Consider the following 14,171-nt stretch of genomic DNA (forward strand, 5'->3'; position numbering starts at 1 on the left):
GTTTAATATTGCTTAGTGCCTTAAAGGGCACCAATCTTGGCTCATCAATTTTCTGACAAATATTTCTCAAATAAACTTCGAGTAATTTCTACCATCAATCAATGAAAATAATTTCGATCAATCAACCGGTAAAAATCCACACAAGTTGTTCTTCATAAGCTCTTAATGATCTTCTTGCGGGTTCGTCACCAGCAAGCTAGGTCGGCTATATTACTCTCTATCTCTAGAAAGTCAACCAGTAATGCAGACTATTTTTAAACTTTCCTGCTAAAACCCAATCTCAACACTTCGTGCTAAGTTGCTGTTTTATCAGAAGTTTTAATCTTCATCACCGCCGATGGATGTGCATTCTACAGCATTTCACACCCCTTGCAACCCCCTTTTTTAAATAATTCGGCAAAAAACCAACGACTGTTTATTTATTCTACAGAAAATACGGTTTTTTCTATTTCTTGAGCATCAATGGTACAGAATTCGATAATTGAGCCAAGGTTTTATCTTTTTTATCTTGCTCTTGAAAGCGTAAAGGTCGGCAATCAATGTATTCACAGTAACCGCCTTCTCCATTTTCGGTATTGTCATTTATTTTCACCTGATAATTAAAACTTCCAACATAGCCTGCGGCCACACCAAATTTAAAATCCCCACGACTCTGACCTTGCACCCAAATACAAGTGCCATCTGCACCTTCATAACACCATTCAAATTCACGCGGCAAATACATATTTTGCCCATTGGGGGTCGTAACACGCGGATAGACACGATGAACCTTAAAATAAACGTTGTGATCGAACATGTGGGTCTGCATGCTTTTCAAATCTCGCAGATAGATCCGCGACTGAACAATACTATTGAAACAATCCCGTATTTGCGCCAACAACAGTTGCCGGTTTTCACTGAGATTAATAATCTGATAAGTCAGGAAGGCCAAAGGCAGATAAGGAAAGTTAAAGCTCCGCGCATATTCAAAGCTTCCGAGACTATCTATCGTATATTGCTGCGCTTTATAGTTCACTGTTCCCTGACAGCGACACAACAAAGACCAGTGATCCGCCAAGGAAAACCGCATTTGGGTAAAGTGAGAGATCAGCTGCGTAGTATGAATGTTTAAATCAAAACTGAGTTCAGAGTCACAACGTTGCAAACGAAAGTTTGGAAAACCCCCACTCAATTGCTCACGATCCAAAAACTGAAACAGGCCAGATTTAAAATGGCAGTCCCTCTTGACCGAATAGTGATGCAACTGTCCCACCATGTGTGGACTCGCGCTGCAAATCACGGTGGCGGTATCTAGAGCGGTAGTTTCGATGGCACTCGGGTTGGCCAGCATTGGTGCATTGGGCTGCCCGATAACACTCATAAAATTCAAATAATAGAGCGGTGCTGGAAGCCCGGGAATCATCAAGCCCTGATGAATAATCTTATATTTTGAGTTGGGGCCATGATAGGCAGGATAATGCGAAACAGTCGGAGTCTGATTCAGCTGTTTCGAACGATCTAAAAAATCTTGAAGAAACCGCATCTCAGACTCCTTATATTTTTATAATGTACTCGATCTTTTGGCCATAAACGTGGTCACAAAACCAGATAAGGCATAAAGAATAGAAATCACCAGAATGCCAACAGGGATATTATAAGTCATCGCTGCAAAGACGAATACGGCAATTGGTAGGACAAAAAACGGAACTCGTTTACGCTCTACGGTTTTAAAGGAGTAATATTTGATATTGGAAATCATCAACAAGCCTACGGCAATGATGACCACTGCATTAATGATCTGAAGAGAAGGTTCACGGATATCAAAGATGTCCGGAAAATCCAGACCGACCCAGACCAATGACACAATCATGATGGCAGCCAGAGGACTGGCCACACCAATAAAATAACGTTTGTCGACTACGCCAATCTGTACATTGAAACGCGCCAGACGGAAAGCCGCACAGGCAGTATAGACAAAACAGGCCGCCAGACCGATTCGCCCCAAATCGCTCACTCCCCAGCTATACATTAAAATAGCGGGAGCCACACCAAAAGCCAGCATGTCAGAAAGCGAATCAAACTGCTCACCGAATGGACTTTGTGCACCAATGGCACGTGCCACTCGTCCATCCAGACCATCTAATAATGCTGCAATAAAGATCGCATAAATGGCTTGCTGAAAATTTCCATTCATACTGGCAATAATCGAATAGAAACCTGACAGCAACGCTGCCGTTGTAATCAGGTTCGGCCATAGATAGATGCCTCGACGCTTAACTTTTTGCCCTTCCTGGGTATGCTCCTCTTCTTCCACCTCAAAGGTAATACCATCAAAAGGTACTTCGGTTGAAGAGTCACGTTCCGGTTTGCTTATATTTGTCATTCTTGTCGATCCTAGCTATGACCTGATCTTTAAAAAAATTATTCGCCCACTAACCAGCGAACTGCAGCATGACCACCATTTTCACTCATACGAAGATGAGGGAATAGCCACTGCAGTGCTTCATCTGCATCTTCAGAGAATTTCCAAGGCGGGTTAATCACCAGTAAACCACAACCATTCAAGCCTACTGGCGTGTCATCCGGCCATACACAGACTTCACACACCAGCTGACGACGGATACCGGTCTTGAACATTTTCTTCTCGAAGCGTTCAATCATGGCCCGGTCTTTAATTGGATACCAAACGGCGAATACACCTGTTGGCCATTTCTTATAAGCAGCAACCAGCAGTTCTACCAATTGTGGAAAATCTTTACGTTCCAGCTCATATGGCGGATCGATCATCACCAGACCACGTTTCTCTTTCGGTGGAATAACCGCTAGAAGACCTTCGTATGCGTCACGCTCATGCAAGCCTGCACGCTTGTCAAAAATATTATGGTGAAGCTGCTGAAAGACATCACGCTGCATTTCAAAAATGGTCGCTTTATCAATCTCACGCATGCCTTCCAGTGCAAACCACGGTGAACCCGGATAAGCACCCTTACCAAAGTTTTCACGCATGTTTTCAACAATTTTCAAATATTGCTGTACACCTTCAGGTGCATTACGCTTGATCGAATCATCCAGTTTAATAAGACGATGAATACCGTTTAAGAACTCACCTGATTTTTGCGCTTCAGCAGTCGATAAATCATATTTACCCGCACCACCATGTGTATCTACATAGCGATATGGTTTGTCTTTTGCATTCAGTCGAGTCAACAACTGAAGCAATAAAACGTGCTTCATGACATCGGCAAAGTTGCCTGCGTGGTAAGAGTGACGGTAATTCATGTTTCATTAATTCCTAATATCAACAGCTATTTTAACATGAAAAATAGTTTCGTTCAGGCACGATTCTTACACTAAAATAGTGGACCTCTTTTGCCACACTATCGAGAATTAAAAAAAATGGAAGCTGTTATCATCCCAGGGGACTGGAATGTTGATCAAATCTTAGATGATTTAGATCAACATGGCTTTAGTATTGTTGACGATGCTTACTCTAGCGAATATCAACATGCGGTGAGTCAGGAATGCTTAAGCCACTTAAACGAATTTCGTAACGCAGCCATTCAAAAGGGCGTCGTCAGCAACATCCGTAGTGATCATATTCTTTGGTTACGACCTGAATTTCAAATTTCCCACCTACATACCCAAACCCTTCAACAGTTTTCTCAAGTTTTAAACCGCGCGTTTTATTTAGGCATCAAAGATGTCGAAGCACATTTTGCCTGCTATCACGCTGGCGAGTTTTATGCGCTGCATCGCGACAATCCTCAAGGTAAAAATGGCCGGATGATTTCCAGTGTGTATTATCTGCATGAACAATGGCAGGCGGACTGGGGGGGTGAACTGCGCCTGCAGGATAAACATGACCAGTGGCATATTATCCAGCCCCAACCGAACCGGATTGCGCTGTTCCAAAGCGACTTATTACATGAAGTCCTGATCTCTAAACAGCAACGTCTGTCAATTACAGCCTGGCTAAGAAGTGATACGTCATTGCTCTAAGACGGTGTGTCGCTTTAAATTTTAATTTTTAACCTCATATAGCCATTATTGAGAAATGAGGATTGCGTTGATGGGATTAACGACCAAACAGATTATTCAACGTCTGGGTGAAACTGACCAATTGTATTTAAAAGGCAATACGCCGGAATTAACGCTTGAACGTGCTGATCTTCGTTTACAGCTGGTGACTTTAAGTGAACTGCGTCAGGAACAGCGACATTTCCTGCAAGAAGCCGTGGTGTTACTGGAACAAGGCCGGGTAGAATTTGAAGAAATGCCGCTGCGCATGTATATCAATTTATCTTTACATCTGGCCAAGGCCTATATGATGTTCTTTGAGTTGACCAAAGAGCCGCATTTTGCCCTGATTACCCAGCAAATTTTAAAACCGATGGCAAGTTATGAACATGGGGATATTTATTTCTTCCTGGCCTATGCCAGCGCCAGTAAAAATGAGCCGGCCCTCACCCGCCACTGGTTAGGTAAGTACACCACTACTGCCGAGTTTGAACTGGAATTATTACAGCAGCATCATGCTTTTAGTGATTATCGTCAGCATGAATGGTTTAGCAAAATATTAAAAAGCAAAATGCACTAAGCCGGATTGCAAAACGCCTCAAATGAGGCGTTTTTTAATGGAGAAATCATCAAGCAGACTGGCGTTGACGTCTATAGGCATCCATATGCAACTGCTGATTCAGTTCATCGACCCAAATTGCCCAATCATCATCCTGTACCAAATGACTGATCAATAATGAACGCTGGGATTTATTCCAGAATGGTGCCTCATGCAAGGACAAGCCTGCTGGAAGCTGATGGGTACGGATATACAACTCAATGGCAGCAGCACTATTGGCCAGACCGAGTTGAGAAAATAACAGTTCTAAGGATGGTTGGTTCTTCATGAGCATCACGCCCTCCTTATATCAGATTAATTGTAATTAGTTATAGATCAAACTTATAAGATAAGACAAAAAAAACCTAGTCATTTGACCAGGTTTGTTGTTTCTTTTTTGTATGAAAGTATTTAAGTGCTCTGTTTATCGCTTTCTACATGTAAGAGCTGATTCAGCTTGTCAATAATCACAATCCACTCATCATCCTGGTGCCAATGCTCACGCAAAAAGGCACTTTGCCCTTCACTCCAGAATTCGGCATCCGGTAAGATAACTTCAGATGGCAACTGATGGGTATGGGTAAATTGATTAATTGAAGCTTCATCCGAAGGCAGACCCAGTTGTTCAAATAGTAGTTCTAAAGTTAACTGTTGTTCCATAAGCATAAGTAGACTCCGCTGTAGCGTTAAATTATGAGTGTGTTGGGATCAAAATTTTTAAGTTGATTTATAACCAGGCATGTCGCAAGAACCTGAGCCCTCTGCTTCAATGTGCAATTGTTCATTTAGCACATCGACAAAAATGGCCCAGTCATCATCTTTCTTCCAGTGTCCGATCAGAAAGTCATGCTGTGATGCGCTCCAGAATGGTGCTTTATGTAGGGGCACATCCATACCGATTTGATGGGTGCGAATAAACTCATCAATGGCTTCGGGGCTGGAATCCAGACCCAATTGTTCAAAGAAAAGTTCGAAAGTGGGGCGTTGCTCTAACATCGGACTGACCTCCATCTTTTTATCTATAATTTAATCTTGTTTCTACCTTAGATTGCTCATCATCAAAACTCAGTTGTCTCTCCTTCACAGCTTGTTATTTTTTGTTCAATTAAAGTGACAGGTATAAAAAAAGCACCCCAAATGGAGTGCTTTTCAACTTAATCTTTTCAGATCAAATTATTTAAGCATGTCAGCAATCGCTGCACGCTCTTCTTCAAGTTCGTTCAATGTAACGTTGATACGCTCACGGCTGAACTCGTCGATTTCTAGACCTTGAACGATTTTGTATTCACCGTTCTCAGTAGTTACAGGGAAACCGAACATTACACCTTCAGGAATACCATAAGAACCATCAGAAGGAATACCCATCGTTACCCATTCGCCATTTGTGCCAAGAGCCCAATCGCGCATATGGTCGATTGCAGCGTTAGCAGCAGAAGCAGCAGAAGACAAACCACGAGCTTCAATGATTGCAGCGCCACGCTTACCAACTGTAGGAAGGAATGTGTTTGCATTCCAATCTTGGTCGTTAATCATGTCTTTAACGCTTTCGCCATTGATTGTAGCGAAACGGTAGTCAGCATACATTGTTGGAGAGTGGTTACCCCAAACTGTAAGATTTTTGATGTCTTTAACCGCTTTACCAGTTTTAGCAGCAATTTGAGATGCAGCACGGTTGTGGTCAAGACGTAACATTGCAGTGAAGTTTTTCGCTGGAAGATCTGGAGCAGATTTCATTGCGATGTAAGCATTCGTGTTTGCAGGGTTACCAACAACTAAAACTTTAACGTCGCGGCTCGCAACTTCGTTCAATGCTTGACCTTGACCGATGAAGATTTCACCGTTCACTTTAAGAAGGTCAGCACGTTCCATACCTGGACCACGTGGACGTGAACCAACTAATAATGCGTAGTCAGCATCTTTGAATGCAACTTTAGGATCATCAGTACCGATCATGTCTTCCAGTAGAGGGAATGCACAATCTTGAAGCTCCATCATTACGCCTTTAAGCGCTTGCTGAGCTTTCTCAAAAGGAACTTCGAGCAATTGCAAAATCACTGGCTGATCTTTACCTAACATTTCGCCGCTAGCGATACGGAATAATAGGCTGTAACCAATTTGACCTGCAGCGCCAGTAACGGCAACACGAACTGCTTGCTTCATCTAATTATCTCCAATTGAGGATATTCAATGCGATTAAATAGTTAGTATTTAATCTAATAATCGTAAACGCGAAAGATTGTACTCCAATCCTTTGCCAGATGCATATAAAAGAGGACGGATTTCATCTAAAGTCTGATAGGAAATATAAATTAAATCGGCAAAAAAGCTCAGTATGTTCCTTTTATTGTGACAGTTTTTGGGCATGTATTAATAATGTTGGCAGGACAGGATTTGTAGTTGCCATTGGAGCGATAACAGACTTTGATCGAAATAAGTATACTGGCGGACGGTGTCTGCAGGCAGTTAAACCTCAAGGCATCACCCGGTAACTGCGGGTTGATTTTCAGAAATTTGGCCCGCAGCGTATCCACAGAAATCGTAATATTTTCCTGTTCAGTCAGCTCTGAAGGCACTTTCAGACGATCCGCATAATTGATAATTGTCCGGAAATACTGGCTGGCATTCATCGGCACACAGCCGCCGACATTGCGCCATAAAATTGTACGGGCATTGTCATCCGGCATGATCCTGGCCACTACTTTGGATTGAAGTGGCGAAAGTTTCGCGGAGCTATTGGTCGTGCAATTTTGTGACGTGGTTTGAGGATATAAACCGGAGATATTCAGCGAATAGCCTTCCAGACATTTTCGTTTCTTGGCATATTCCGGGTACAGGCTGCATAAAGCCGGAACCATTTGTACATCCATGACATAGTCTGCTGGCGCAGCAAACGCTGCCGGACTGCTGGCCAAAACCACAAGCGCAACCGATCCAGCCCAGACCCGACGATCCTTCATTATTTTCATGAATAAATCACCATCCCCCAATAATTTGAATTTTATTGTGTATTACGTAATGGTATCAGTTGCATGCGCTTACCCACCGACTGCGCTCCCTGTCCTAACAAAATACCGTAATGTGTGGCATTGGTCATGACATGTTTCACATAATCTCGGGTTTCGAGTAAAGGAATAGTCTCAGTATATTGATCTGCGGCAATTCCCTGAAATTCTGGCTGCCAACGGCGGGCACGGTTTGGACCGGCATTGTAGCCTGCGGTTGCCAGAACCGGACTATCGCTGAGCTGGCGCTGAATCGTAGATAAATAGAAAGTACCGTAGCGAATATTAGTATTCATATCGGTAAGTGCCGCCGGATTATAAGCTTCACCCATTTGACGTGCTACTAGCTTGGCAGTATCCGGCATAATCTGCATGAGACCACCCGCGCCTACGTGTGAGCGTGCCGAAGTATTAAACCGGCTTTCCTGGCGCATCAAACCATAAGCCCAGGCCGGATCTATACCGGCGTTGCGGCTATGACTGACCACGTAGTTCTGGTGCGGCATTGGATAACGATAATTGTAGTTATGTTTATTCACGGTACGGTCAGCAGCATAAATGGCCCGATCATGCCAGCCCATATCCATGGCCTGCTTTGCCGCGGCCAGCAACAGGTCATCATCCTTTTTCAGATAAGCCTGACGCACTGCCCAGTTCCATTCACGGTTAATGTAGTTATCCGGTGCACTGATATTGCGTAGCGTGAAAGCTCGACGAAAATGAATGTCCTGATTCAAGCGCTGCATCGCCTGACTGGATGGCTGCACTGGATTGGGTGTACTTGCAGTTAGCTGTCCCAACTTGTCACGTGCCAGCAGGTTGTGATAATCGTCACCGGTCGCCAGTTTGCGATAAATACTTTCCGCTGCCTTTTTGGACGCGCGGTCAGAACGCTGTTCGCTGGCACGTGCCAGCCAGTATTGCCAGCGATCTTCCTGTTTCTGGTTGACGCTCATACTGTCTATGGCACGGATCAGGCTTTCCCAGGCGCTAAAACGAATTGCCTGACGCGCATAGATTTCAGCTTCTTCCGGGCTAAATGGCAGGCCATAGCTGGCATCCAGTGCATTCAACACTTCGCGGTTGAAGTTGTTTTTCATTACTGTCGTGCCGCCAATATAACCGACAGCGCGATATAAGGCGCGTTGTACCGGTAGCGGGGTACCTTCGGCAGTCCGTTTAACAATGGACAAAGCCGAGTCCAAATCGCTATCGGCCAGACGTCCCAGTGCATAAATCAGGTAGGCATGCTCTGCTGGAGTGCTTTTAGGCGCAGACCATAAGTAACTGGTAGGATTGGCCTGAATCGAGTTCAATTGTGCCAATGACAGGTTTAAGCCAAGGCCTTGCGCTGTCGCGATGGCCTGCCCTGCCTGCCCGGCACGGAGTTGTACCCAGAGCCGCTGCTGGCGGTCTTCTGCGGTCATTAAAGGACTAGAAAGCATCATCCGGCCAAGTCCAGTACAAGACTCGGGCTGGCTATTGGTGGTTAACCAGACTTCTTTAAACTCGGCATAGACCAGCTCATCACCAGCTTTGGCACGCACTTGTGCCACTGCACAGGCTTCGGCCGGATCGGCATTGGTCACATAAGGCAATACTGGCTGAGCAGAGCTGAAGTCGGCCATTTTGACTTTTTCTTCGACATAGTCCGCTGCCAGCTTTTCAGCCATGGCAGATTGAGGGTAACGCTGGGCAAAGCTGAGGATCTGGCTGACAGGCTGCATGGCAAGATTCTGGTTTAAAATCCAGTATTCCGGATAATAGCCCAAGGCATCATTCTGCATAGACAGACGATATTGCTGTAACAGTTCAGTATTACCGGCATTGGCTGCACGCAAGGCATCATTAAACTGTTCTTCTGCTGCCTGCGTACCCGCTGAATAAATACACGCCACACTCAAAGTCATTAATTTATAATATTTATATATATTTTTAGTGCGTTTCAACATCCCTTTGCCTTCTGTCATCGATTTAGTGCCTAGCTCATGTTGCCTATCATAAGAGTTAGTTTAAATATTATAACCAACTCTATTGTTCAGTTATGTAACCTTATGATTAAGCAATATTAATCTACAGACAATTTTTGCCCATAAATCAATATTTTTCCATGTTTAATTTAGGCTATAAGTTTAAGCGACTTTCCTGCTAAAATATGCGCCTTTCCAAGATTTCAGTCCGTGAATTGAATTTTTATTCACCTGTTTGATGCTTCAACCAGGCTGTTCGTTCACTCTTTCAACGTATTACCTTGTAGGAGCCTACATGACGGTTCAAACCTTCATTCCGAATGGTGCCCCAGCTGCCTCAGAAAACACTGTTACCCAGCCAGCGCACACCCCAGCCAATGATGTTTCAGTAAAAAAGCTGTACATCGAAACGCAAGGGTGTCAGATGAATGAGTACGACAGTCACCGTATGGCAGACCTGTTAGGCGATTCCCATGGCTATGTACTGACCACTGATCCTAAAGATGCGGATATTCTGCTGATGAATACCTGCTCGATCCGTGAAAAAGCACAGGAGAAAGTATTCTCCGAGCTGGGTCGCTGGCGCAAACTGAAAGACAAGAATCCGGACCTGATTATTGGTGTCGGTGGTTGTGTTGCTTCTCAGGAAGGCGACAACATCCAGAAACGTGCCAATTATGTCGATATGATCTTTGGTCCGCAAACCCTGCACCGTTTGCCGCAAATGCTGGATCAGCATTTTGAGCAGATCGGAAAGCCTAAAAAAGAAAAAATCAAACTGGTGGATATTTCCTTCCCGGACATCGAGAAATTCGACTTTTTACCTGAACCGCGGGTTGAAGGCTACAAGGCCTTTGTTTCTATTATGGAAGGCTGTTCAAAATATTGTTCATTCTGTGTAGTGCCATATACCCGTGGTGAAGAAGTTTCCCGCCCACTGGATGATGTACTGGCAGAAATTGCGGGTCTGGCAGAAAAAGGCGTACGTGAAATTTCCCTGCTTGGCCAGAACGTTAATGGTTATCGCGGTGAAACCTTCGAAGGCAATATTTGTACCTTTGCCGATCTGTTGCGTCTGGTTGCAGATATTCCTGGCATTGGCCGTATTCGTTATACCACCTCGCATCCACTCGAATTCAATGACGACCTGATTCAGTGTTACCGCGACCTGCCACAAATGGTTTCACATCTACACCTACCTGTACAAAGCGGTTCCAATGATGTACTTCAGGCCATGAAGCGTAACCATACCATTGATGTCTATATCGAGAAGATTAAAAAGTTACGCGCAGTTCGCCCCGATATGCATTTATCTTCAGACTTTATCATTGGCTTCCCGGGTGAAACCGATGAAAACTTTGAAGAGACTTATCAGTTTATTCAGGATCTGGATTTCGACCATTCTTATAGTTTTATCTATTCAAAACGTCCGGGTACCCCTGCGGCAGAACTGGAAGATACGATTCCCGAAGATGTCAAAAAAGAACGTCTGGCTAAAGTTCAGCAATGGATTAAGCGTTCAAGCATTGACAAGACTGATGCCATGCTCGGTACCATCCAACGTGTACTGATTGAAAAAGTTTCTGATAAAGATCCGAATATTCTGGTCGGTACGGCGGACAATACCCGTTATGTCAACTTTATTGGTGACCCTGTCTGGGTAGGCCGCTTTGCCGAGATCGAAATTACCGAAATTAAAACTTTGAATTTAGTTTACGGTGAGCTCTTGAATCTTGAGCCTGACGTGGCGTAATGTAGAGCATATAACGTACACTTCATAAGGAATACTCTTTGACTGCAGCGATTCGACGTACAGTAGCTTTTCCTGGAATTTCAATGGACCGTATACAAGCCATGTTAGGTGCCTATAACGGTCATTTGAAGCAAATTGAACAACGTTTAGACGTTAAAATCTCCCATCGTGGAGAGAGTTTTATTGTGGATGGTGGAATCGATGCCGTTGAGAGAGCCGAAATGCTCTTGCAGCGTCTTCATGAAGAATCTGAACATATTCAGCAGATTAGTGCTGACACCTTGCATCTGATGATTCAGGGCAGTCAAACTGATCGTGAGCTTCAGCAAGATCTGGATGATCAGGAACATACCGGTCTCGAGAATGTCTGGTTACAAACCCGTAAGGGCCGGATCAATCCACGTGGTGCTAACCAGAAGCGTTATGTACAGCGTATTCTGCAAAGTGATATTTCTTTTGGTATTGGCCCGGCCGGAACAGGTAAAACCTATCTGGCTGTGGCTGCCGCTGTGGACATGCTGGAACGCAATGAAATCCAGCGTATCCTGTTAGTCCGTCCTGCGGTTGAAGCCGGTGAAAAACTTGGTTTCTTGCCGGGGGATTTATCCCAGAAAATCGATCCTTACTTACGTCCATTGTATGATGCCCTGTATGAAATGCTCGGCTTTGAAAAAGTGGCCAAGCTGATCGAGCGTCAGGTGATTGAAGTGGCTCCCCTTGCCTATATGCGTGGCCGCACCTTGAATCACTCTTTCGTCATTCTGGATGAAGCGCAAAACACCACACCTGAACAGATGAAAATGTTCCTGACCCGTTTAGGTTTTGGTTCACGGGCGGTAATTACCGGTGATGTGACGCAGGTGGATTTACCGCGGGGTCAACAGTCTGGTCTTTCACATGCCTTGCGTGTGATTGATAAAATCCCTGAAATTCATATCACCCGTTTTCATTCGCGTGATGTGGTACGTCATCAACTGGTACAGAAAATTGTTGAAGCCTACGAAGGCTGGGACAGTGAACAGCAGCGCTTAAGTGCTGAAGTACGTGCCGAACGAAAAGCGCGTCAGGATGCTTTGATCTCTGAAAATGATGCTGCGGCAGATGCACAGCATTAAGCTTTAAACTTAAGGATTTGTGTTGAAACTTAGTCTTTCCTTACAACAGGACTTTCAGTCACCTGAACTGGTGCTGAAACGGGCCTATATTAAAAAAGTTGTAGAAACCACTTTACGTCATATCGGCACTCAGAGTAATTGCGAAATCGGAATTGCCTGTGTCGACAATGACGAAAGTCATAAGCTTAATCTGGAATATCGTGGCAAGGACAAACCGACCAATGTCTTATCTTTCCCGAGTGAGCTTCCAGATGAAATGGCGCAGTTTCTGGATGCATTTCCCATTGGTGATCTGGTGATCTGTATTCCTGTAGTGCTGGCCGAAGCGCTGGAACAGCAAAAAGTGCCATTGACGCATTTCACCCATATGCTGGTACATGGCACTTTGCACCTGATGGGCTATGACCATGAGACCTCGGATGAAGATGCCGAAGAAATGGAAAGCATTGAAATTGAAATTTTAGCCAAGCTGGGTTTTGAAGACCCTTATCTGGAACAAAACTAAAATATCTAAATTAAAAAAGCGGGCTGAGGCTCGCTTTTTTAATTTAGATATTTTATTTCACCTCTCCCTAACCCTCTCCTGCAAAGAGAGGCAACTATCTTATAGCTAAAAATATAAACTAAAGAAAGTTCTCCTTCCCTTTGGGAGGGAGTTAGAGTGAGGGTCAGTTGTATAAATTAAAATAATTAACGTACTTCAAACTCTGCTTCAGCCGGATCAAAACGCCAGGTACGAATGACCCGCAGTTCGGAAATTTCCTTCATTTTGCTGTCAAAAGCACCAAAGGGAGCTGCCTTACGCACGGAAGATTTAGCCGCTTCATCCAGCATGGCATGTCCTGAACTGTCAATCAGTCGAATCGCTCGAATCCCGCCATTCTGGTTCAGGATCACCATCAGCCGCACTTCCCCTACCAGGTTCTGTTGCTTGGCTGCTTCCGGATAATAACGATTACCATAAAATTCCACTTTCTCACGGAACTTTTCTAGATATGCGGCCGAAACATCCTGCTTGGACTGAATACCATCTACAGTTTTAATTTTTTGCTGACGACTAAAATTTTGCTGACGCTGTAAATATTGCGCTTCCAGACTTGCCACCATGGCTGCCTTAGCCTGAAACTGGCTTTGTAATTGCTCCTGCATTTTTTTACGTTGATTTTCTTCAGCCTGCTTTTGCCAGCTCAAAGTGGTCATCAGGACTTTTTCTTCAAAATTGAGTTCCTGTTGCTGTTGCAGCATATCCAGACGTTCTTGCAGTTCCTCTCCTGCCTGTTGCTCCATTAACGGTGATGGCATATCACTCGACATACGATGTGCCTCTCTAAACTGACCAGAACCCTGCTGATCGGTTTGAGCCAGAAAATCGGCATGTTCAATTTTTTCATCAGTCTGTCGCAAACTGACCGCGATTTCTTTGGTGCTGGTATCCTGATCTTGCGGCAGACCAAATTCTAGTGTCAGCAGGATCAAATGCAGAATTCCGGCAGCAAGCACCGCACTGCTAAACACTGGATCTTTCCACCAAGTTCTGACCAGAGGCATGAGTATCATCGTTTTTCACATTCACCCAAACCCAATGCTGAGTTCAGTTCCCCAAAAAAAGTATTTTAAAGATTAAAAATAAACAGATTCGACATTTATCTTTTTAAAATGCCAAATCCATCAAATCTTCAACGTTACATAACTAAAACTATAAAAATGGTGCTATTTATTTTGCTAAACTTCAAGCAT

At 44.2% G+C, this 14,171-nt stretch carries 15 protein-coding genes; 5 read left to right on the forward strand and 10 right to left on the reverse strand.

Translation table 11 applies throughout. The features are described from left to right. Positions 1 to 445: 445 nt before the first annotated feature. From KUG37_RS03560 to KUG37_RS03570, 3 genes are read right to left on the reverse strand one after another with little or no spacing between them, the layout of a single operon-like run. Positions 446 to 1,522, reverse strand: a complete 1,077-nt coding sequence (locus tag KUG37_RS03560; RefSeq protein WP_216940183.1) for a DUF6670 family protein — start codon at positions 1,520 to 1,522, stop codon at positions 446 to 448. An 18-nt stretch (positions 1,523 to 1,540) separates the two neighbouring features. Beyond that, entirely contained in the window at positions 1,541 to 2,362 is an 822-nt protein-coding gene (pssA, locus tag KUG37_RS03565) for a CDP-diacylglycerol--serine O-phosphatidyltransferase (protein ID WP_216934627.1), read from the reverse strand. A gap of 38 nt (positions 2,363 to 2,400) precedes the next feature. Continuing rightward, positions 2,401 to 3,258, reverse strand: coding sequence for a 23S rRNA (adenine(2030)-N(6))-methyltransferase RlmJ (locus tag KUG37_RS03570; protein WP_216934625.1), 858 nt, complete (start codon positions 3,256 to 3,258; stop codon positions 2,401 to 2,403). 117 nt (positions 3,259 to 3,375) lie between these two features. Here KUG37_RS03570 and KUG37_RS03575 point away from each other — a divergent pair, with 117 nt between their 5' ends. Together KUG37_RS03575 and KUG37_RS03580 are read left to right on the forward strand one after the other, a co-directional pair. Continuing rightward, positions 3,376 to 3,978, forward strand: coding sequence for a 2OG-Fe(II) oxygenase (locus KUG37_RS03575; RefSeq protein WP_216934623.1), 603 nt, complete (start codon positions 3,376 to 3,378; stop codon positions 3,976 to 3,978). A 70-nt stretch (positions 3,979 to 4,048) separates the two neighbouring features. Further along, on the forward strand, positions 4,049 to 4,576 hold the full coding sequence (locus KUG37_RS03580; protein WP_216934621.1) for a hypothetical protein: 528 nt from the start codon (positions 4,049 to 4,051) through the stop codon (positions 4,574 to 4,576). 49 nt (positions 4,577 to 4,625) lie between these two features. Here the strand turns inward: KUG37_RS03580 and KUG37_RS03585 are convergent, their stop codons facing one another. The 6 genes from KUG37_RS03585 to KUG37_RS03610 all read right to left on the reverse strand — a co-directional run bounded on the left by KUG37_RS03585 (position 4,626) and on the right by KUG37_RS03610 (position 9,506). Next, positions 4,626 to 4,889, reverse strand: coding sequence for a DUF2789 family protein (locus KUG37_RS03585; RefSeq protein ID WP_216934619.1), 264 nt, complete (start codon positions 4,887 to 4,889; stop codon positions 4,626 to 4,628). Positions 4,890 to 5,005: 116 nt separating this feature from the next. Further along, on the reverse strand, positions 5,006 to 5,260 hold the full coding sequence (locus KUG37_RS03590) for a DUF2789 family protein (protein WP_216934617.1): 255 nt from the start codon (positions 5,258 to 5,260) through the stop codon (positions 5,006 to 5,008). A gap of 51 nt (positions 5,261 to 5,311) precedes the next feature. After that, a complete protein-coding gene (locus KUG37_RS03595; RefSeq protein WP_216934615.1) occupies positions 5,312 to 5,590 on the reverse strand; it encodes a DUF2789 family protein in 279 nt (92 codons plus the stop codon). A gap of 177 nt (positions 5,591 to 5,767) precedes the next feature. Continuing rightward, positions 5,768 to 6,754: a malate dehydrogenase gene (locus tag KUG37_RS03600; RefSeq protein ID WP_005168672.1), complete on the reverse strand. Its 987-nt coding sequence runs from the start codon at positions 6,752 to 6,754 to the stop codon at positions 5,768 to 5,770. Between the two features lie 167 nt (positions 6,755 to 6,921). Further along, positions 6,922 to 7,551: a ribonuclease I gene (locus KUG37_RS03605; protein WP_216934649.1), complete on the reverse strand. Its 630-nt coding sequence runs from the start codon at positions 7,549 to 7,551 to the stop codon at positions 6,922 to 6,924. 41 nt (positions 7,552 to 7,592) lie between these two features. Continuing rightward, positions 7,593 to 9,506, reverse strand: coding sequence for a lytic transglycosylase domain-containing protein (locus tag KUG37_RS03610; RefSeq protein ID WP_254202604.1), 1,914 nt, complete (start codon positions 9,504 to 9,506; stop codon positions 7,593 to 7,595). A 355-nt stretch (positions 9,507 to 9,861) separates the two neighbouring features. Between KUG37_RS03610 and miaB the strand changes: the two genes are divergently transcribed. From miaB to ybeY, 3 genes are read left to right on the forward strand one after another with little or no spacing between them, the layout of a single operon-like run. Then, the gene (gene miaB / locus KUG37_RS03615) at positions 9,862 to 11,319 is read left to right on the forward strand and encodes a tRNA (N6-isopentenyl adenosine(37)-C2)-methylthiotransferase MiaB (RefSeq protein WP_216934613.1); all 1,458 of its coding nucleotides are present in this window, start codon (positions 9,862 to 9,864) and stop codon (positions 11,317 to 11,319) included. 38 nt (positions 11,320 to 11,357) lie between these two features. After that, positions 11,358 to 12,434, forward strand: coding sequence for a PhoH family protein (locus tag KUG37_RS03620; RefSeq protein ID WP_216934611.1), 1,077 nt, complete (start codon positions 11,358 to 11,360; stop codon positions 12,432 to 12,434). A 22-nt stretch (positions 12,435 to 12,456) separates the two neighbouring features. Beyond that, positions 12,457 to 12,939, forward strand: coding sequence for an rRNA maturation RNase YbeY (ybeY, locus tag KUG37_RS03625; protein WP_216934609.1), 483 nt, complete (start codon positions 12,457 to 12,459; stop codon positions 12,937 to 12,939). Positions 12,940 to 13,124: 185 nt separating this feature from the next. Here the strand turns inward: ybeY and KUG37_RS03630 are convergent, their stop codons facing one another. Further along, the gene (locus KUG37_RS03630) at positions 13,125 to 13,982 is read right to left on the reverse strand and encodes an energy transducer TonB (protein WP_216934608.1); all 858 of its coding nucleotides are present in this window, start codon (positions 13,980 to 13,982) and stop codon (positions 13,125 to 13,127) included. Positions 13,983 to 14,171: the final 189 nt, after the last annotated feature.

Origin of the sequence: Acinetobacter sp. BY419, assembly GCF_019038395.1 — a bacterium.
In the GTDB taxonomy this organism is placed as follows: domain Bacteria; phylum Pseudomonadota; class Gammaproteobacteria; order Pseudomonadales; family Moraxellaceae; genus Acinetobacter.

Coding starts and splice junctions, on each gene's coding strand:
- miaB (WP_216934613.1), top strand. CDS start 9,862: ATGACGGTTCAAACCTTCATTCCGAATGGTGCCCCAGCTGCCTCAGAA.
- KUG37_RS03585 (WP_216934619.1), bottom strand. CDS start 4,889: ATGCTCATGAAGAACCAACCATCCTTAGAACTGTTATTTTCTCAACTC.
- KUG37_RS03570 (WP_216934625.1), bottom strand. CDS start 3,258: ATGAATTACCGTCACTCTTACCACGCAGGCAACTTTGCCGATGTCATG.
- KUG37_RS03590 (WP_216934617.1), bottom strand. CDS start 5,260: ATGCTTATGGAACAACAGTTAACTTTAGAACTACTATTTGAACAACTG.
- KUG37_RS03575 (WP_216934623.1), top strand. CDS start 3,376: ATGGAAGCTGTTATCATCCCAGGGGACTGGAATGTTGATCAAATCTTA.
- pssA (WP_216934627.1), bottom strand. CDS start 2,362: ATGACAAATATAAGCAAACCGGAACGTGACTCTTCAACCGAAGTACCT.
- KUG37_RS03595 (WP_216934615.1), bottom strand. CDS start 5,590: ATGTTAGAGCAACGCCCCACTTTCGAACTTTTCTTTGAACAATTGGGT.
- KUG37_RS03605 (WP_216934649.1), bottom strand. CDS start 7,551: ATGAAGGATCGTCGGGTCTGGGCTGGATCGGTTGCGCTTGTGGTTTTG.
- KUG37_RS03580 (WP_216934621.1), top strand. CDS start 4,049: ATGGGATTAACGACCAAACAGATTATTCAACGTCTGGGTGAAACTGAC.
- KUG37_RS03600 (WP_005168672.1), bottom strand. CDS start 6,754: ATGAAGCAAGCAGTTCGTGTTGCCGTTACTGGCGCTGCAGGTCAAATT.
- KUG37_RS03630 (WP_216934608.1), bottom strand. CDS start 13,982: ATGCCTCTGGTCAGAACTTGGTGGAAAGATCCAGTGTTTAGCAGTGCG.
- KUG37_RS03610 (WP_254202604.1), bottom strand. CDS start 9,506: ATGACTTTGAGTGTGGCGTGTATTTATTCAGCGGGTACGCAGGCAGCA.
- KUG37_RS03560 (WP_216940183.1), bottom strand. CDS start 1,522: ATGCGGTTTCTTCAAGATTTTTTAGATCGTTCGAAACAGCTGAATCAG.